The 19,376-nt window shown below is 30.9% G+C and carries 16 protein-coding genes; 14 read left to right on the forward strand and 2 right to left on the reverse strand.

Annotation, left to right across the window (positions count from 1 at the left end; all coding sequences use genetic code 11):
- Nucleotides 1-270: 270 nt before the first annotated feature.
- On the reverse strand, nt 271-1,005 hold the full coding sequence (pssA, locus tag ACFVR2_RS05215) for a CDP-diacylglycerol--serine O-phosphatidyltransferase (protein WP_387359492.1): 735 nt from the start codon (nt 1,003-1,005) through the stop codon (nt 271-273).
- Nucleotides 1,006-1,394: 389 nt separating this feature from the next.
- Here pssA and ACFVR2_RS05220 point away from each other — a divergent pair, with 389 nt between their 5' ends.
- From ACFVR2_RS05220 to ACFVR2_RS05270, 11 genes are all read left to right on the forward strand, one after another.
- Nucleotides 1,395-3,026, forward strand: coding sequence for a peptide ABC transporter substrate-binding protein (locus ACFVR2_RS05220; RefSeq protein WP_387359494.1), 1,632 nt, complete (start codon nt 1,395-1,397; stop codon nt 3,024-3,026).
- A gap of 516 nt (nt 3,027-3,542) precedes the next feature.
- Nucleotides 3,543-5,177 (forward strand): peptide ABC transporter substrate-binding protein, encoded by a 1,635-nt coding sequence (locus tag ACFVR2_RS05225; protein ID WP_387359496.1) that lies wholly within the window; start codon nt 3,543-3,545, stop codon nt 5,175-5,177.
- 159 nt (nt 5,178-5,336) lie between these two features.
- Nucleotides 5,337-5,939: an undecaprenyl phosphate transporter UptA gene (gene uptA, locus ACFVR2_RS05230; protein ID WP_387360452.1), complete on the forward strand. Its 603-nt coding sequence runs from the start codon at nt 5,337-5,339 to the stop codon at nt 5,937-5,939.
- A gap of 69 nt (nt 5,940-6,008) precedes the next feature.
- Nucleotides 6,009-6,194, forward strand: coding sequence for a hypothetical protein (locus ACFVR2_RS05235; RefSeq protein ID WP_056466479.1), 186 nt, complete (start codon nt 6,009-6,011; stop codon nt 6,192-6,194).
- Nucleotides 6,195-6,381: 187 nt separating this feature from the next.
- The gene (locus ACFVR2_RS05240) at nt 6,382-7,323 is read left to right on the forward strand and encodes a magnesium transporter CorA family protein (protein WP_098428984.1); all 942 of its coding nucleotides are present in this window, start codon (nt 6,382-6,384) and stop codon (nt 7,321-7,323) included.
- A gap of 69 nt (nt 7,324-7,392) precedes the next feature.
- Nucleotides 7,393-8,274: a permease gene (locus ACFVR2_RS05245; protein WP_056466474.1), complete on the forward strand. Its 882-nt coding sequence runs from the start codon at nt 7,393-7,395 to the stop codon at nt 8,272-8,274.
- A gap of 12 nt (nt 8,275-8,286) precedes the next feature.
- Nucleotides 8,287-9,183 (forward strand): TIGR03943 family putative permease subunit, encoded by an 897-nt coding sequence (locus ACFVR2_RS05250; protein WP_387359498.1) that lies wholly within the window; start codon nt 8,287-8,289, stop codon nt 9,181-9,183.
- A 218-nt stretch (nt 9,184-9,401) separates the two neighbouring features.
- On the forward strand, nt 9,402-9,881 hold the full coding sequence (locus tag ACFVR2_RS05255; protein ID WP_387359500.1) for a hypothetical protein: 480 nt from the start codon (nt 9,402-9,404) through the stop codon (nt 9,879-9,881).
- Between the two features lie 238 nt (nt 9,882-10,119).
- Nucleotides 10,120-11,247: a stage II sporulation protein P gene (spoIIP, locus tag ACFVR2_RS05260; protein ID WP_387359502.1), complete on the forward strand. Its 1,128-nt coding sequence runs from the start codon at nt 10,120-10,122 to the stop codon at nt 11,245-11,247.
- Nucleotides 11,248-11,419: 172 nt separating this feature from the next.
- On the forward strand, nt 11,420-11,803 hold the full coding sequence (locus tag ACFVR2_RS05265; RefSeq protein WP_387359504.1) for a DUF3888 domain-containing protein: 384 nt from the start codon (nt 11,420-11,422) through the stop codon (nt 11,801-11,803).
- A gap of 145 nt (nt 11,804-11,948) precedes the next feature.
- The gene (locus ACFVR2_RS05270) at nt 11,949-12,719 is read left to right on the forward strand and encodes an oxalate:formate antiporter (RefSeq protein ID WP_387359506.1); all 771 of its coding nucleotides are present in this window, start codon (nt 11,949-11,951) and stop codon (nt 12,717-12,719) included.
- A gap of 200 nt (nt 12,720-12,919) precedes the next feature.
- Here ACFVR2_RS05270 and ACFVR2_RS05275 read toward each other — a convergent pair whose 3' ends face one another.
- Nucleotides 12,920-13,273: a permease gene (locus ACFVR2_RS05275; RefSeq protein ID WP_387359508.1), complete on the reverse strand. Its 354-nt coding sequence runs from the start codon at nt 13,271-13,273 to the stop codon at nt 12,920-12,922.
- Between the two features lie 183 nt (nt 13,274-13,456).
- On the opposite strand from ACFVR2_RS05275, the gene ACFVR2_RS05280 reads away from it, so the two are divergent.
- From ACFVR2_RS05280 to ACFVR2_RS05290, 3 genes are all read left to right on the forward strand, one after another.
- Entirely contained in the window at nt 13,457-15,136 is a 1,680-nt protein-coding gene (locus tag ACFVR2_RS05280; RefSeq protein ID WP_387359510.1) for a formate--tetrahydrofolate ligase, read from the forward strand.
- Nucleotides 15,137-15,244: 108 nt separating this feature from the next.
- Nucleotides 15,245-17,479, forward strand: a complete 2,235-nt coding sequence (locus ACFVR2_RS05285) for an ABC transporter ATP-binding protein (RefSeq protein WP_387359512.1) — start codon at nt 15,245-15,247, stop codon at nt 17,477-17,479.
- Entirely contained in the window at nt 17,476-19,350 is a 1,875-nt protein-coding gene (locus ACFVR2_RS05290; RefSeq protein WP_387359514.1) for an ABC transporter ATP-binding protein, read from the forward strand. Before ACFVR2_RS05285 ends, ACFVR2_RS05290 begins: the two co-directional genes overlap by 4 nt.
- Nucleotides 19,351-19,376: the final 26 nt, after the last annotated feature.

Below are 19,376 nucleotides of genomic sequence, written 5' to 3' on the forward strand. Positions count from 1 at the left end.
AGGTTATTAATAAACGAAAAAGGTTAAAATATTTTAATTTAATTCGTAATCATTCCTTTTTAAGTTTTAAAAAAAATGTAAGATAATTTTTATCAAACAATTAGGTACATAAATTTAATTAAAATATTCAAAATCGTAATAAATACGATTTAATCCTTAGTCATTATAGAACAGTAATGATTAATGTGCAAGAAAAATGCGATTTAAAAGGATTAATATATAAAAAAAGTATGCTTTGATGAAAAACAATGCATCAAAACATACTTTTTATTAAGACTTTCTTTTTAAACGGAATTTACGTGGTTTCTTATTTTCATTTTTTGATTGCTTCTTTTTACTTTTGAAAAATTGAAAGAAAATAAAGAAAATGTAAAGCGGAATTGCTATATAAATGAAGAATGGCCACTGTACTTTTTTAGCATGCCATACTAGATATAATGCGTATCCTAAAAAAATCGTAATAATTGTACCATATTTAGGGATCGGAATATCTTTAAAGCTTGGAATTTTAATTCTACTAACCATTAAGAATGCTAATGCAACAAAAACTGTAATAATGACTATTTGCGGTATTCGACTTCCAAATAATGTTAAAAAGGCAACAAGACCACCAGCTGCTGTAATTGGGACCCCAGTAAAATATTTTAATGATGTTGAAATCGGCGTTACATTAAATCGTGCTAATCTATATGCGCCAAACAGTGGGAATAAACCAGCAATTCCTAGACCAAAGATACCTTCAGTTGAAAATTGTGTACAAAATACCAAATAGGAAGGTGCAACTCCAAAAGTAACTATATCAGCTAAAGAGTCTAGTTCTTTTCCTAATTGTGATTGGACTCCTAAAACCCTAGCAACTCGACCGTCCATACTATCGAGCATCATTCCTATTAAAATAAGAATTGCGGCATTTCTAAATTCTCCTTTAGCTGCAAAGCCGATCGATAGAAACCCACAATATAAATTCCCTAGAGTAAATAGGTTTGGGATACTTTTTCTTATCATACATTCACTTCCTAAAATTGATATAAAAAATAGATATGTTCAAATTCAATAAGATATATTATAACCCATAATTTAGTAAGAATGGAAACTAATAATGAAGTTCATAAAATGTTTCTAGAATCGACATAAAGTCTTTTAAATATTGTAGTATTTTGCACCGATAAAATATGTGAATAGTATTACAATCATATTGCACTACACTAAAACTAATAAAAAATATGATATTTGAACTAGGAATTTGGGGGAATTTAATAAAAAATAAATTAAATATTAAAAAAATACTTTTTTTTCTGAAAAGTTTGTAGTATATTGAAAAAGTAATAAGTGATTTTTCAGAAAAATAAGTAAATTATAAAATGAAAAAATCACTAATATATGGAGGTGCTCTAATGAAGCGTAGATTAGCAACAACTGTTTCAAGTTTATTGGTACTAAGTACAGTACTAGCAGCTTGTGGCAAAGACACAGAAAAGACAGCAACTAATTCACAGAAGGACAAAAAGCAAACGTTAAGGTTAACTACAACTACTGAGATTCCTTCAATGGATTCAGCAAAAACTACTGATTCAATGTCATTTGAAGTTTTAGACAATGTAAATGAAGGTTTACTTCGTTTAGGAGAGAGTGACGAAGTAGTAGACGGAGTTGCTAAGAAAGATGCGATCGAAGTTAGTAAAGATGGTTTAACATATACATTCCATTTACGTGATACACAATGGTCAAATGGTGAGCCAGTAACTGCTAAAGATTTCGTATACGGATGGCAACGTGCTGTAAATCCAAAAACTGCATCTGAATATTCATTCATTCTTTACTATGTGAAAAATGCTGAGGCAATTTTCAATGGTAAAATGCCATTAGATCAATTAGGTGTTAAAGCACTTGACGATAAAACTTTACAAGTTACATTAGAGCAACCAACACCTTATTTCTTACAATTAACAACTTTTGGAACATATTTACCAGAAAACCAAAAGTGGGTTGAGTCTAAAGGTGATCAATACGGTTTAGAAGCAAATACTCAATTATATAATGGTCCGTTTACTTTAAGTGACTGGAAGCATGAGCAAAGCTTTACATTGAAGAAGAATCCAAAATATTGGGACAAGGATACAGTTAAGTTAGATGAAATTAAATATAATGTAGTTAAAGATACTTCTTCTGCAGTTAACTTATATGAAAACGGCGATATTGATAAAGTAATGTTAGATTCTGAGTACGTTGATAAATATAAAAATAACCCAGAATACAAAACTCAATTAGATGCTCGTTTAGTATTCTTCCGTTTCAATGAAAAACTACCAATCTTTAAAAATGCTAAAGCTCGTAAAGCATTTGACTTAGCATACGATAAATCTGCTATTACATCTACAATCTTAAATGATGGTTCTAAACCTGCATACTGGTTAGTTCCTTCTGAGTGGGTAAAAGGACCAGATTCAAAAGATTTCCGTGATCATAATGGTGACTTTAACAAATATAATGTCGAAGAAGCTAAAAAATTATGGGCAGAAGCTAAAAAAGAACTTGGTAAAGATAAATTTGAACTGAAAATGCTTTCTTATGATGATACAACTCGCAAAAAAGCTGCTGAGTATATCGCTGGTGAGCTTGAGAAGAACTTACCTGGTTTAAATATTACTGTAGCTCCACAACCGTTTGAAATTAAACTTGATAACGAGAAAAAATTAGATTACGACTTCTCATTCTCAGGTTGGGGTCCAGACTATCCAGATCCAATGACATTTATTGATATGTTCTTATCTAACAGTCCATTCAATGAAATGGCATACAACAATCCACAATATGATGGGCTTGTAAATGCTGCAAAGAAAGAAGCAGACCCACAAAAACGTTGGGATGATATGGTAGAAGCTGAAAAAGTAATTATGGATGAAGCTGGTATTTCACCAATTTACCAACGCGGCCGTGCATATTTACAAAAAGATTCAGTTAAAGGTATTATTGCGCACAAATTTGGCGGAGATTTCTCTTACAAATGGGCTTCTAACAAAAAATAATAGTATCAAACAAAAAGAGAAGGGATTACCCTTCTCTTTTTTAGGAAGTTTTAGGTAATAAACTAAAGGGTCTATTTTCTATTTTAGTGCATAAGAAAAAGCTTAAAAGTAAATGTTAAATGTTGTCCAGATGATTACTTTTTTTTAGCTGGATCTTATTTTATTTTGTGCTTGCAGAAAAAAATAAATTTAAAACTGATTTTTTTTGAAACTTTTAAAAAAATATACATATTTGTCCAACTTTAAACATTTATTGAAATTGGGGCAATTATTAATAGTTTTGATTTAAATATGCAAAAAAGTACTTCAAAATGTAACTTTTAATTACAAAAAAGTAAAGATTTATTTAAATTTATTAATTTTTTTGAAAAAAATGTCGATTTTTTGTTGATATTTTCTAAAAAGTATGTAAAATAAAAAGTAAGTTAAAGGTTATTAACTATTCGCACAATATAAATTGTTTGAATATTTTAATAGTTTTTAAGTCTAATTGTTTAATTTTGGGGAGGCAATCTAATGAAAAAGAAGGTATCGTATTTTCTATCTTTATCTGTTGCTGTGAGCATGCTTTTAACTGCATGTAACTCAGACAAATCAAATGAAGGTAAAAAAGAAACAGCAAAAGCAAAACCACAAGTATTAAACTTACTAGGCGGAGCTGAACTACCAAGTTTAGATTCAAGTACTAGTACAGATGCTGAATCTTTCAATGTTTTAGGTAACATTATGGAAGGTCTAAACGTATTAGGTAAAGATGATGCAGTACAACCTGGTATCGCAGAATCTTTTGATAAATCAGCTGATGGTTTAACTTATACATTCCACTTACGTGATGCTAAATGGTCTAATGGTGACCCAGTAACTGCAGGAGACTTCGTTTACGGTTGGAAACGTGCTGCAGATCCTAAAAATGCATCTGAGTATGCATTCATGTTGAATGTATTACAAAACGGTGAAGATGTTACTACTGGTAAAAAACCAGTTGATCAATTAGGAGTTAAAGCTGTTGATGATAAAACTTTAGAAGTTACATTAGCAAAAGCTATTCCTTATTTTGATTCTTTAGTAACTTTCCCAACATTCTTACCATTAAATCAAAAATATGTTGAATCTCAAGGCAAAAACTATGGTTTAGAAGCATCTAATTTAATCTTCAATGGTCCATTCGAATTATCAGAGTGGAAACATGATGAAAGCTACAAGTTAGTTAAAAACGCTGATTACTATGATGCTAAAGACGTAAGCTTAAAAGAAATCAACTTTAAAATCGTAAAAGATCCACAAACTGCTGTAAACTTATATGAGTCTGGTGAAGTTGACCGTGCTGGTTTAACTGCAGAGTTTGTTGACAAATATAAATCTAGCCCTGACTACGGAACAACTAAAGAGCCAACTGTATTCTTCTTACGTGTAAACGAATCGAAAAATCCAGCTCTTAAAAACGTTAACATCCGTAAAGCTTTAAACGAATCGTTTGATCGTGAAGCAATCACTAGCGTAATCTTAAATAACGGTTCAGTACCTTTATACGGATTAGCTCCAAGTAACTTCTTAGATGCTAACGGTAAAGACTTCCGTGATGCTTCTGGACAACTTGTAAAATACGATCCAGCTGATGCTAAAACATTATGGGAACAAGGCTTAAAAGAAATCGGTAAGAAAGATGTTTCAATCGAATTATTAGGTTCAGATACTGAAACTAACAAAAAAATCAGTGAGTACCTACAAGGTGAATTCACTAAAAACTTACCAGGTTTAAAAATTAACATTAAATCAGTTCCATTTGCACAACAATTAGATTTAAACTCTAAGAAAGATTATGACATCTCATTCGGCGGATGGGGTCCAGACTACAAAGACCCAATGACATACTTCGATATGTGGACTAGTAAGAGCCCATTCAACCAAATGGGATTTGCTAACGCAGACTATGATAAGTTAATCTCTCAAGCAGGTTCAGAGTTCTTATTAGATCCAACTAAGCGTTCTGATGCATTCTTACAAGCAGAGAAAATCTTAGTTCAAGACAATGCAGCAATTCTTCCAATTTACCAACGTGCGATTGCATACGTTATGAAGCCAAAAGTAACTGGATTAATTGAGCATGCATTTGGACCAGATTACACTTACAAAAACGTTGTAATTAAATAATTAAGAAATGATAAAAGGCTGTTCTAATGTCAGGTCACTGACTTGGACAGCCTTTTTTTATATGAAATAAGTTACTTTCTCTGGAGGATTTCTTTATTTTGACATATTTTATCTTCCTATGTATTATCATTGTAGTACAAGTTGTTTTTGAGAGGGGGGATCCTATTGACAAATATCATACATCAAATATTAGAATTTTTTGCGTCATTAGGATATTTAGGGGTAGCATTAGGATTAATGATAGAGGTTATTCCGAGCGAGATTGTTTTAGCATATGCTGGTTATCTTGTAGCCGGAGGGCATATAAATTTTGTAGGTGCTTTAGTAGCAGGAGTAATAGGGGGAACTATTGCACAATTATTTTTATATTGGCTAGGTTATTTCGGTGGTCGCCCAATTATTGAAAAATATGGTAAATATATTCTAATTAATAAGCATCACCTTGATTTAGCAGAAAAATGGTTTTCAAAATATGGCGTGGGAGTAGTGTTTACGGCTCGCTTTATTCCAGTTGTTAGACATGCCATTTCGATTCCAGCTGGATTAGCTAAGATGCCAGTAAGTAAATTTACACTTTATACAGTTCTTGCAATCATTCCTTGGTCTATATTATTTATCAAAATAGGTGAGAAATTAGGTAAAAACTGGGAAACTGCTAAAGAGGTTTTAGCTCCATATACCCCGATGTTAATCATTATTGCGATCGCCCTATTTGTTGTATATTTTTTAATAAAAAAATTAGTGGCAAAAGGTAGAAAATAAAAAAAATATGATTTGTTTTACATTATATTACATATAATATGATAAATTTCAATTGGAAGGATGAATTTTATGTATTCTATGTCGTATGATGCATTAAAATCTGATTTATCAAATACTCTTTCAAATGTTCAGAATCAATTGAATACGGAAGATTATTCATTACATACAAAAGAGCAATTACAAAGTCAGTTAGAAGTTTATCAATACATTGATGAATTAAGTGATATGCATTATTTCTATAAAAGCGGATACTAAAAAATAGGTCACTATAAGTGGCCTTTTTCTTTATTTGTGAATAGTATAAATGCTCACTAAAATAGCCACACGAAAGCGCTTGATTATTAGAAAATAGACTTTCTTTTTAATAAAGGTTGAAACATATAAAAATGTTTCGTATGCTATTATTGTGTAGTTTTTGTTTTAGAATTAGAGGTGAATTAAGATGCTAAATTTTTATCTTTCAGATGCACAAGGGAAACTAAATCAGGTCGATGTTATTGAGAAAGGTTGTTGGATCAATGCGATCAATCCAACAGAACAAGAAATTCAATATCTAGTTCAAAAATTAGACTTAGATTTAGATTTTATCAAAGACCCACTTGATGATGAAGAACGTTCAAGGATAGAGGTTGAAGGGGAACACACTCTAATTATTGTTGATATTCCAATTGTTGCTCATGATGATAATGGGCACACAATTTTTGATACAATACCAATCGGGATGATTATTTCATCTAGCACTTTTGTCACAATCTGTTTAAGTGAAAATCCAATCTTTGAACGATTTATTTACCAAAAAGTAAAAGGATTTTTTACTTTTAAAAAGACTAGATTTGCACTTCAACTATTGCATACGACATCATCATATTATTTACGTTATCTTAAACAAATTAATCGCAAAACAAATGAAATTGAAGCTGAATTACATCAATCCACGAGAAATCAAGAGTTATTTACAATGCTGAACCTTGAAAAAAGTCTTGTTTATTTTACTACTTCACTTAAATCAAATAAAATCGTCATGCAAAAAATTCTTAAAGGGAATATTTTAAAAATGTATGAAGATGATGAAGATTTATTAGAAGATGTAATTATCGAAAATAAACAGGCAATAGAGATGGCAGAAGTTTATAGTAATATCTTAAGTGGAATGATGAATACATTTGCTTCAGTTATCTCAAATAATTTAAATATTGTAATGAAATTTTTAACTTCTATTACAATTATTTTATCAATCCCAACAATGGTTTCTAGTTTTTATGGGATGAACGTTGATCATATTCCATTAGCAAATATACCACATGCGTTTCCAATTGTAATTGGTATATCTGCAATATTATCAACAACAATTGCACTAATATTTTGGAAAAAAAGGTACTTTTAACTCACAAAGCCGCCGGTTATTCGGAGGTTTTGTGAGTTTTCATTTTTAAAAGTACATGGGAGAGAGATTATGAGTACGAATTTTTATCATTCGTTTTTACAAATGAATACGATCTTTATTTCGATAGTAGTTGAAGCACTGCCATTTATTTTAATTGGTGTTTTTATATCGGGGATCATTCAAATATTTATTACTGAGGAAATGTTATCTAAGTTAATACCAAAGAATAGATATCTAGCAGTATTAGTAGCTATTTTATTGGGATTTATTTTCCCAGGTTGTGAGTGTGGAATTGTACCAATTGTAAGTAGGTTGATAAAAAAAGGTGTGCCACACTATGTAGCGGTCGCGTTCATGTTAACAGGGCCGATCATTAACCCAATTGTACTGTTTGCAACATTTATTGCATTTGGTAATAATATTGAAATGGTTATTTATCGTGCTGGAGCTGCTATGATCATTGCTTATATTATTGGTATCGTATTATCCTATTTAAAAATTGAGAATCCATTAAAACACGATTTAGTTACAATTCCGGTTGATCATTCAATTCCTGCTAGGAAAAAATTATGGAGTGTTTGTGTACATGCTATAGAAGAATTTTTCTCTATGGGTAAGTTTTTAATTTTAGGCGCATTTATTGCAGCATTCGTACAAACATTTATTCCAACTTCAACGTTAATGCATATAGGTAATGGACAAGTTGCTAGTATTCTAGTAATGATGGCATTAGCCTTTATTTTATCTCTTTGTTCTGAGGCTGATGCATTCGTAGCATCTTCATTTCAAAGTACGTTTTCTTTAAACTCAATCGTTGCGTTTATGGTTATTGGTCCAATGATCGATATAAAAAATACATTAATGTTATTCCAACATTTCAAAAGTCGATATGTATTCATTATTATTGGGTTAGTTATTGTATTAACGTTTTTCACAACATTACTCATTTAAGGGAGAATCAATATGGCAAGAGCATATGTACTATTAGGATTTACCTTCTTTTTAATGCAATTGCATATTAAAGGTACGATCTCAAAATATATTAATATGAAATACTCTTATTTATCTCTGACAGCTGGGATATTATTTGCATTTCTAACTTTAATTCAAGTAATTCATACTTTAAGAACGAGTCATGATGAAGATGAAGAGCATAGCCACGATCATGACCACGACCATAGCCACCATCATGATCATAATTGTAATCATACTTGTGTTCATGGACATGTTCATAAAGAAGCTAAGGGCTTTAAAAAGTTTTTAAATGGCTTAGTTTTCATCTTTCCATTGTTTACCGGTATATTTTTACCAGTTGCAACTTTGGACTCTACGATTGTACAAGCAAAAGGGTTTCATTTCCCTGTTTCAGAACCGGGTAATAATGATCCTTTTATGCAAAGGCAATATTTAAAGCCTGATTTAAGTATTTACTATGGGCAAGAAGGATATCAAAAATTAATTAAACAAGAATCAAAAGAATATATAAATAAAAAAAGCATCGTCCTAAATGATTATGACTTTCTTAAAGGAATGGAAGTTTTATATGATGAGCCTGGAAAATATTTAGGAAAGCAATTAACTTATAAAGGCTTTATTTATCATGAAAAAGGATTAAAGAAAAATCAGGTTTTCTTATTTAGATTTGGAATTATTCACTGTGTTGCCGATTCCGGTGTGTATGGAGTGCTAATTGATTTACCTGATGGACAAACGTTTAAAAATGATCAATGGATTGAAGCTACTGGTAATATACAACAAATGTACTATCAACCATTTAAAGTAAATATTCCTTATTTAGACGTCACTAATATTAAGGAAATACAACCACCAAAAGATGAATATGTATACCGTAACAAGTAAAATGAGCCTAATTGGCTCATTTTTTTTAACTTTTTAGGATAAACAACTAACAAATTCTTATAAAAAAGACTACTTTTGAAATTTCATTTACCGTAATAAAATTAAAAATAGAAAAATAATATAAAAAACTTGTTCATATCTAGACATGTACACATTCAATTTTAAAATTTCTACGTATGTTATAAATGTACAATAAATAATTATAGAGGTGTTCTTAAATGTGGGGATTTTGTGGTTGCAATCGTAGAAGAGAAGAAAGAGAAGAAGTATCTCCAGTAAGAGATATGAGAGAGTTTGTTGAAGTTCGTAGACCATGTAATGACTGTGATTGTCATAGAGATCATGACAATGATAGAGTAATGAATGAAAATATGAATAATAGCCATAACAGAAACAGAAATATGAACGAAAACAGAAATATGAACGAAAACAGAAATATGAACGAAAACAGAAACATGAACGAAAATAGAAACATGAATGAAAACAGAAACATGAACGAAAACAGAAACAGAAACGAAAACAGAAATATGAGTAATAATAGACGAAGTGGATGTAGAAGAAATAGAAATATGAATAATAGTATGGTATCGCCAGCAACTAGCTCATTTTGTGATACTCAATTAGAAGCTGCAAGAAATAGTTGTGTTGCAAATCCGTTTACAGTATTCAATCGTTGCAACAATAATAATAATATGTAATTTATTAAAAAAAGAGCTTTTACACTAATTGATTGCGAATTTTTTTATGAGGTGTCTTTTAGGGCATCTCTTTTTTTACGAATCAAAATTCTAATAAAATTCGTAAATGAGAGTGGAGTTCGAACAATTTAATATTTTAATCACATTCTTTTATAGTAGTAGAGTAATTAATAGGATTTAATAATTTTTTCATTCTATTTTATAGAGCTTGTACATACGATTTATTAGAGGTGATTTAATGAGACAATCAATATATATAAAATCTATTAATCTTAAACGTGTAACGGCAAGTGTCTTTGTGGGCATTGTCTTATTATTTTTGTTAGCGAGTTTATTTGTGACATCAATGAAAAATACTAAATCATATTATGTGCATCAATGGTTTGAAAAAATGAGCTATGAAGGATTTATTAAAGCGTTTGAATATGAAAATGGTCATTTTAAGGTAGGTGACGATTCTACTAAAAGTGGACAACCTATCGGTAATATACTTTTTTCATTTATTACAAATATTAGACTGTACGATCCAAAAAGTTTATTAGTGCATGAAATATCTAGTATGACAAAATTTGAAAATAATATATTAGTTGCTGGAGAAGGTATTGATTTTACGAATCTCCCAATAGAATCAAGCTTAACACTCGATGAAATTAACCAAGATCCAACTGTTAAAGATCCAGTGAATGAACCAATTAAAAATCCAGCAAATCCTCCTTCAAAAACTACAAATGGAAAAGATGTCTTTTTTATTTACCACACACATAGCTGGGAATCATTTTTACCTTTAATCCCAGGTGCAAAGTCGCCAAATCAAGCTTCTTCTCCAAAAGTAAATGTAAGTTTATTAGGTGAACGATTGAAAAAGAATTTAGAAGCAAATGGAATTGGTGCGATTGACGATAAAACAAATATTGGAGCTGAATTAACGAAAAGAAATTGGAATTGGGGAAGTTCATATAAAATGTCTAGATTGGTTGTACAAGATGCGCTTTCTCAAGATCAAGATTTAAATTATCTTATTGACATACATCGTGATGATCAAAGAAAAAATGTGACAACTACTGAGATTAATGGTCAAAAATACGCAAAGCTATACTTTATAGTTGGAGTTGAAAACAAAAATTATAGAAAGAACTTAGCGTTAGCTAAAGATTTAAATAGTGAAATTATGAAATTTAACAAAGGTTTAACAAGGGGAATATTTAGTAAAAACTATAAACAAGGAAATGGAATTTATAACCAAGATTTATCGCCACACTCAATATTAATCGAAGTAGGAGGAGTCGATAATACATTACCTGAACTTTATAGAACAATTGACTTGCTCTCAGATATATTGAGCAAATACTATTGGGATCATCAATAGTGTAATTAACTGATAAGAAGACCGTGAAAAGAAAGTACTTTTCATGGTCTTTTTTTCCTTATTCTTTTAATTCCTATTGCCTGTTCAATTAAACTCTCTTTCATAACCATCAGTAAATTGTAAAGAATAGATACTAAATAATTTGATAAAACCTTAAGATGGAGGATTAGAAATGAAAAGAGGATTTATTACCATACTATTAATGTGCTTAATTGCGACATCAAAACCGGCAAATGCATTTGCGGTACAAAATGAAGTATTAGAAGATGCAGTGTTATCAATTCTTTTTCCTAGTATAAATAACCGTTTATATAAAATGTTCGGTCCAGGAGAACAATATAATTGTGCGACAATCACAAATATAAAAAAGAAATATAATGGTACATACGTATTCGGAGCAACAATTCAATTAATTGCATATAAACAAGATCAACAACCACCCTACACTCTTGTTAAATTTAATTTTTCAAATGATGACGGTGAATGGAGTATTCGCTCTGTTACGAAAGAACCAATTCAAACAAAAACTACATCTTTATGTAGGCCTCCTGTATAACATTATTTTTGAGGTAGAGCATAAGGTGTTTTGGTAAATAATGTAAGAAAAAATTAGGTAAAAAGAATTAAATTAATCATTTTTGATGATAAATTTAGTATAAAGTATGATATGATAAAGAAAAAAATTAAAGGTGGCAATATCGTTGGCGGGAATTGATTCAATAAAGGAGATTATCTATATTTATGGTGATAACCATAATCATTGCTTTATAACTTCAGGCATAAATTATAAAGAGTTTGTTCAAGGACTTCCTTTTCCTCTTCAAAACATTCTTTTGCTAAAACACGATATTCAATGGTCCGAATTTAATTTAAATTCCTCTTTTTATTATGTTGAAAGAGAAGATATTAATAAATTTATATTAGAACATAGTGAACATGACGACCTTTGTTGGATCGATTTTGAAGAATTAGCAGATTTAGATGAGCTAGAGCCTAAAGAAATTGCAGAATTACTGTATCTTGCTCACAAAAAAGAACCATTACAAAAACCTTTTATACCGAGATTAAACAATTCTTTTGCATACATGAACATAAGTGATGGAATGTATCAAAAGGTTTATTATAAACGAACTAATGACTTTATTTTTATGCTTTGTAATGTCATATCATATAAAATTACACAACTTCAGAGAAGAAGTTTAAATATATTTAATCGTTCTAAACAAATTAATCCAATCAATATTAAATTAATGTTGACATTATATCCTTTAATGGAAGATGGATTAATAATTGATCTAAGTGAGAGAGTTGAAAATAGAAAAGTAATCGAAATCCCCATTTTCCGAGTTGATTTTTATTCTGGTGTAGATGAAATTTTAGAAAATGTTGAGGAGTATCGTGAACTCACAAATCATATTGCAAATTTAACTTATTCAAAGAAAGATGACGAATGGTCTGTAGTTCAAGTTTAAAGAAATTAATTGTCTTTCGATTTGTGATGTTATCTTATATTGAAAATTCCAATAAGAAGATGATGAACAATGGAGTAAGTGACGTTTGTAAAAGAATTTAAATGGACCTTTAAGGTCCTTTCAGTGTGTAGATGAAGTACAGAAAGTTTCTATTCTGAAAGGACCTAAAAGGTCTTTTTTTGCTTATTTATAATCTATTCTTAAAGAATTGCACTTAAGACAATTAATAAATTATAGAAAATAGTTACAATTACCGAAAATAATCCAAATCCAATTGCTGTATATCCTAAAGTGGAATGACCTTTAGTTACAGAGTATATTCCAAGTGCAATTCCAACAATCCCAAATATAACAGGCATTAAAAATAACGAAAATAGTGAAAAAAATAGAGCTACGTATCCAATTACAATTCCAGAGGCATGAGATTTATCTGAAGTTGTTTCCGAATAAAACACATTCCTTGTGGGATAAAACTCTGCACTATATTCTTCATTTTGATCCTTTGGTAAATTGTGATTACGTTTATGTTCATTATGCTTTTTATGACGATACATAAAATTACACTCCTTTCTTTTAATGCCTTATCTTTAGTATGTAACTTTGAATTCCATTGATAAGTAGAAAGTATTAGTAATTTTAAATGATATGATTAAAGAATTTTGAATTTTTAAAAATGAATTTTTTGTAAAATTGTGCTATAATTTTGATTATAATGAAGTGCAATTGGAGATGATTGAATGAGTCAAATTAAGTCAGATTTAGAAATTGCTTTTGAATCAGAAATGAAAAAAATAACTGAAATTGCAGATAATTTAAATCTTTTTGATGAAGAAGTTGAAAACTATGGTCATTATAAAGCTAAATTGTCATTATCAATTTTAGACCGATTAAAAGAAAATGAAGATGGTAAATTAATCTTAATTACTTCAATAAATCCAACTCCTGCTGGTGAAGGTAAATCAACGGTCACTGTTGGACTTGCACAGGCTTTCCACAAAATTGGCAAAAATGCAATCGTTGCATTGCGTGAACCTTCTTTAGGGCCAACAATGGGAGTAAAAGGCGGTGCAACTGGAGGAGGCTATTCTCAAGTTTTACCAATGGACGATATTAATTTACATTTTAACGGTGATATCCATGCCATTACTACGACGAATAATGCTTTAGCAGCATTTATTGATAATCATATCCATCAAGGAAATGAACTTGAAATTGATGTGCGTAGAATTACTTGGAAGAGAGTAGTCGATTTAAATGATCGCGCTTTAAGAAATGTGATTGTAGGTTTAGGTGGTCCATCTGGTGGAGTTCCAAGAGAAGATGGCTTTGATATAACGGTTGCTTCTGAAATTATGGCAGTTCTTTGTTTAGCGACATCAATTCAAGACTTAAAAGAAAGACTTAAACGAATTGTTGTAGCCTATACTATACTTAAAACGCCAGTAACTGTTGGAGATTTAAAAGTAGAAGGTGCGCTTGCATTATTACTTAAAGACGCAATTAAACCAAATCTTGTTCAAACGATTGAACACACTCCAGCAATTATTCATGGTGGTCCATTTGCTAATATTGCTCATGGTTGTAACAGTGTAATTGCAACTAAAATGGCAATGAAATTAGGGGAATATGTTGTAACGGAAGCAGGTTTTGGTGCAGATTTAGGAGCAGAAAAATTCTTAAATATTAAAACTAGAGCTTTAGGAGTTACACCTGATGCAGTTGTGATTGTTGCAACAATTAGAGCATTAAAAATGCATGGTGGAGTCAACAAAAATGAATTGTCTAATGAAAACGCTTTAGCAGTTAAAGATGGAATTCAAAACCTTGAAAAGCACGTAGAAACAGTTCTCAAATTCAATGTACCTGTTGTTGTAGCTATTAATAAATTTATTTCTGACACAGAAGAAGAAATTAGCGTATTAAAACAATGGGGACAAGACAACGGCATTAAGATCGTCTTAACTGAAGTATGGGAACATGGTGGTAAAGGTGGCGTAGAGCTAGCTGAATCTCTTGTAAATATGTTAAAAAATCCTAAAGAAAAATTTAATTATTTATATGAATTATCTGATTCAATTGAAAATAAAATAGAAAAAATTGCAAAAGAAGTATATGGTGCAGATGGAGTGAATATTTCTCCTAAAGCAAAAAAACAAATTTTGGAATTTAATGAAAATGGTTGGGGCAACCTACCAATTTGTATGGCAAAATCTCAATATTCTTTATCAGACCAACCAAGTTTAGTTGGAAGACCTTCTGGTTTTAAAGTAGAAATAAGAGAACTTAAAGCATCAATTGGTGCAGGTTTTATTGTTGCACTAACAGGAAACGTAATGACAATGCCAGGTTTACCGAAAAAACCAGCAGCATTAAATATGGACGTAGATGAACTAGGACGTCCAAAAGGATTGTTTTAATTAACTTAATAATTCTAACTGAAAAATATACTCGCATTTGATGCGAGTTTTTTCAGTATGAGTTAGTGTTAAGGAAACAAAATACATCTTAATAGGGGAGATGCTCATTTGATCAAGTTAGCTAAGTATTTAAAAGCATTTAGTACAAGCGTAATTTTAGCTATTTTATTCTTATTTGGTCAGGCCATGTGTGATTTGAACTTACCTAACTATATGTCCGAAATCGTAAACAATGGTATTCAGCAAAATGGTATATTGCATGTTGCACCAGATGCAATTAGTCAAAAAGGTATGAAATTAATGACTACTTTTATGACAGATAAAGAAAAAGAAATTGTAATGAATAATTATGATTTGAAATCTACAACTGATAAAAACTCAAAAGGAAAAACATACATAAGTATTTACAAAAAGGCAGATCAGAACATATACGTAAAGAAAAAATTAAATAAGAATGTAGAAAAACAACTTGATCAATCATTTGGTACTTCTACTTGGACGTTATTTAATATAATCCAAGAAGAATCTGCTCGAAAAGTCAGTCATGCACAAACTAGCAGTACGCCGCGTTCAAATAAGATTAATTTAACAAAACTATATGAGTTGCAACCAATGTTTGATAAACTTTCCAAAAATGCGATAATTAATGCTCATAATAAAGCTGTTTCATCGGATAAAACCTTACTAACTCAAAGTGGTATTATGATGACGAAAGCATTTTATACTGAATTAGGCGTTAATTTGAACAAAATAGGAAATTTATATATCGTTAAAATTGGATTGATTATGATTGCGATTGCTTTACTTGGCGGAATAGCAACAGTTTTAGTCAGCTTCTTGTCCTCAAGAATTGCCTCTGGTGTTGCTAGGAATTTACGTAAAGATGTTTTCCAAAAAATTGAAAGTTTTTCAAACAATGAATTTGATAAATTTTCAACGGCATCTCTGATTACAAGATGTACGAATGATGTAATGCAAATTCAAACTCTTTTAATGATGGGGATACGAATGCTCTGTTATGCACCAATTATGGGAATTGGCGGTATCATAATGGCAATTAATAAATCTGCTTCAATGAGCTGGATTATTGCATTAGCTGTTATCGTTCTACTTTCTTTAATTATGGTAATTATGACAGTTGCAATTCCAAAGTTTAAACTAATTCAAAAACTAATAGATAAATTAAATCTAGTTTCAAGAGAAAATTTAACGGGATTGATGGTGATTAGAGCTTTTGGAAATGCTTTACATGAAAAAAATCGATTCCAAGAGGTAAACAGCGAATTAACGAAAACGAATTTATTTGTCAATCGAATCATGACAATAATGATGCCTTCAATGATGTTGATTATGAATGGCTCATCACTATTAATTATCTGGGTTGGTGCACATCAAATTGCTAAATCTAATATGCAAGTTGGCGATATGATCGCATTTATGCAATATGCAATGCAAATCATCACAGCATTTTTAATGATTTCGATCATGTTTATCCTTGTTCCTAGAGCAGCTGTTTCTGGTGCACGTATTTCAGAAGTATTGTCTACTGACGTATCAATTATCGATCCAGAGTTTCATAAAAACTTTGAAGCAGATAAAAAAGGATTTGTTGAATTTAAAAATGTTTGTTTCCGATATGAAGGTGCTGAAAATGATGTACTAAATAATATTTCATTTGTTGCAAAGCCAGGACAAACAACTGCCATTATTGGTCCAACTGGTTCGGGGAAATCAACAATTGCAAATTTAATATTACGTTTTTATGATGTTTCCAAAGGTGAAGTCTTAGTTGATGGTGTAGATCTAAGAGAAGTAAAGCAAAAGGATTTACGCACTAAAATAGGGTATGTACCTCAAAAAGGTCTATTACTAACAGGGACAATTGCTTCTAATCTAAAATACGGAAATAAAAATATTTCTGATGAAGAAATGGAAATGGTAGCCCAAATCGCTCAGGCTAGTGAATTTATCTCTCAAAAAGAAGGGGAATTTAATGCTGAAATTTCTCAAGGAGGAGATAATGTTTCAGGTGGTCAAAAACAAAGAATTTCAATCGCTCGGGCTTTAGCAAGGAAACCCGAAATTCTTATTTTTGACGATAGTTTCTCTGCGCTTGATTTTAAGACGGATTTTGCTCTAAGAAAAGCGTTAAATGAAGAGATAGAATGGGCAACGATGATCATCATTGCCCAACGTGTAAATACGATCATGAATGCTGAGCATATTGTTGTTTTAGATAATGGTAGGATTGTAGGCCAAGGTACTCATAAAGAACTTCTGAAAAGTTGCCCAGAATACTTAGAAATTGCTTCATCGCAGTTATCCAAGGAGGAATTAGCATGAGCAATTCTAATAAAAATACTTTTCAAAATCAGGGCGGTGGTCGCGGACCCGGTCAAATGTTTGGTAGAAATATTCCAATGGCGCCAGGTCAAAAAGCGAAAGATTTTAAAGGTTCGATGGCAAAATTGATGGGTTATTTAGGAGCGCACAAAAAGACAATCATTTTTGTTTTTTTACTAGCAATTATTTCAACTGTTTTTACAATACTAGGGCCAAAAATTCTTGGTAAAGCGACAGATGAAATTTTTTCTGGTGTGATGAAACAAATTAGCGGTAGTGGAAAAATTAACTTTGGGAAAATAAGTGTAATTGGTTTATGGTTAATCGGTTTATATTTATTAAGCTCACTTTTTGCATATTTTCAAGGCTATGTAATGAGTGGTGTTACGATGAAGGTAACGTATAAGCTTCGAAGTGATATAAATGATAAAATTCATAAATTACCTTTAAGTTATTTTGATCAAACTAGTCACGGTGAAGTTCTTTCTAGAATAACAAATGATGTTGATACGATTAACCAAACATTAAACCAAAGTTTAACACAAATAATTACATCGATTACTTCGATTATTGGTATAACAATTATGATGATTTCGATCAGCTGGCAACTCACTTTAGTTGCACTATGCATATTACCTCTTTCAATGGTATTTGTCATGATGATCGTTAAAAAATCTCAAAAACATTTTATTAACCAGCAAAGATATTTAGGAAAAGTAAATGGACATGTTGAAGAAATGTTAGGAAATCATGTTTTAGTAAAAGCATTTAGTGGTGAAGAAGCATCTACAAAAGCTTTTAGTGAGTATAATGATGAGTTATATAAATCGGCATGGAGAGCGAATTTTCTATCAGGACTTATGATTCCAATCACAGCTTTTATTGGAAACATTGGCTACGTTGCTATTTGTATATTAGGTGGATATTTTACTGCAAATGGATCAATGACAGTTGGAGGAATTCAAGCTTTCATTCAGTATGTTCGTTCATTTACGCAGCCAATTTCACAAATTGCTAATATTTCAAATATACTTCAACAAACTGCAGCTGCTGCAGAAAGAGTATTTGAATTTTTAGAAGAGAAAGAAGAAGTACCTGAAGTAACAAATGCCCTATCAATTAAGCATAATGACGTTATTAGTGATGTTCGCTTTCATCATGTTGCTTTTGGTTATACACATGAAAAAATGATTATTCATGATTTTAATTTAGTCGTTAAACCTGGCCAAAAAATTGCAATAGTTGGGCCAACTGGAGCTGGTAAATCAACAATTGTAAATTTAATAATGCGGTTTTATGATGTGAATAGCGGGGAAATCACAATTGGTGGACATAACATAAAGAATTTTAAACGGGATGAACTTAGATCATTATTTGGAATGGTTCTGCAGGATACTTGGCTATTTAATGGTACTATAGCAGAGAATATCCGTTTTGGAAGACTTAATGCAACGGATGAAGAAGTTAAAAACGCCTCTATTTCTGCTCAATCTGATCACTTTATTAGAGCCTTGCCTGATGGATACAATATGATCCTTAACGAAGAAGTGAATAATATATCCCAAGGTCAAAAACAGCTGATCACGATTGCTCGAGCAATTTTGGCAGATCCTGAAATATTAATTTTAGATGAAGCAACAAGTAGTGTTGATACGAGAACTGAAGCGCTCATTCAAAAAGCAATGGATAATTTAATGGTAGGAAGAACAAGTTTTGTGATTGCACATCGCCTTTCGACTATTCGAAATGCAGATTTGATTCTTTGTATGAAGGATGGCGATATTATTGAACAAGGTACGCATGATGAATTAATGGAAAAAGAAGGTTTCTACGCAAATCTTTATAATAGCCAATTTGAGATAGTTAAATAAAAATTGATCCGATAAAATTTGAATCA

Source organism: Gottfriedia sp. NPDC057991, from assembly GCF_042886615.1.
In the GTDB taxonomy this organism is placed as follows: domain Bacteria; phylum Bacillota; class Bacilli; order Bacillales; family Bacillaceae_G; genus Gottfriedia.

Coding starts and splice junctions, on each gene's coding strand:
- ACFVR2_RS05235 (WP_056466479.1), top strand. CDS start 6,009: ATGTATTCTATGTCGTATGATGCATTAAAATCTGATTTATCAAATACT.
- ACFVR2_RS05290 (WP_387359514.1), top strand. CDS start 17,476: ATGAGCAATTCTAATAAAAATACTTTTCAAAATCAGGGCGGTGGTCGC.
- ACFVR2_RS05225 (WP_387359496.1), top strand. CDS start 3,543: ATGAAAAAGAAGGTATCGTATTTTCTATCTTTATCTGTTGCTGTGAGC.
- ACFVR2_RS05250 (WP_387359498.1), top strand. CDS start 8,287: ATGGCAAGAGCATATGTACTATTAGGATTTACCTTCTTTTTAATGCAA.
- ACFVR2_RS05275 (WP_387359508.1), bottom strand. CDS start 13,273: ATGTATCGTCATAAAAAGCATAATGAACATAAACGTAATCACAATTTA.
- spoIIP (WP_387359502.1), top strand. CDS start 10,120: ATGAGACAATCAATATATATAAAATCTATTAATCTTAAACGTGTAACG.
- pssA (WP_387359492.1), bottom strand. CDS start 1,005: ATGATAAGAAAAAGTATCCCAAACCTATTTACTCTAGGGAATTTATAT.
- ACFVR2_RS05265 (WP_387359504.1), top strand. CDS start 11,420: ATGAAAAGAGGATTTATTACCATACTATTAATGTGCTTAATTGCGACA.
- ACFVR2_RS05255 (WP_387359500.1), top strand. CDS start 9,402: ATGTGGGGATTTTGTGGTTGCAATCGTAGAAGAGAAGAAAGAGAAGAA.
- ACFVR2_RS05240 (WP_098428984.1), top strand. CDS start 6,382: ATGCTAAATTTTTATCTTTCAGATGCACAAGGGAAACTAAATCAGGTC.
- ACFVR2_RS05245 (WP_056466474.1), top strand. CDS start 7,393: ATGAGTACGAATTTTTATCATTCGTTTTTACAAATGAATACGATCTTT.
- ACFVR2_RS05280 (WP_387359510.1), top strand. CDS start 13,457: ATGAGTCAAATTAAGTCAGATTTAGAAATTGCTTTTGAATCAGAAATG.
- ACFVR2_RS05220 (WP_387359494.1), top strand. CDS start 1,395: ATGAAGCGTAGATTAGCAACAACTGTTTCAAGTTTATTGGTACTAAGT.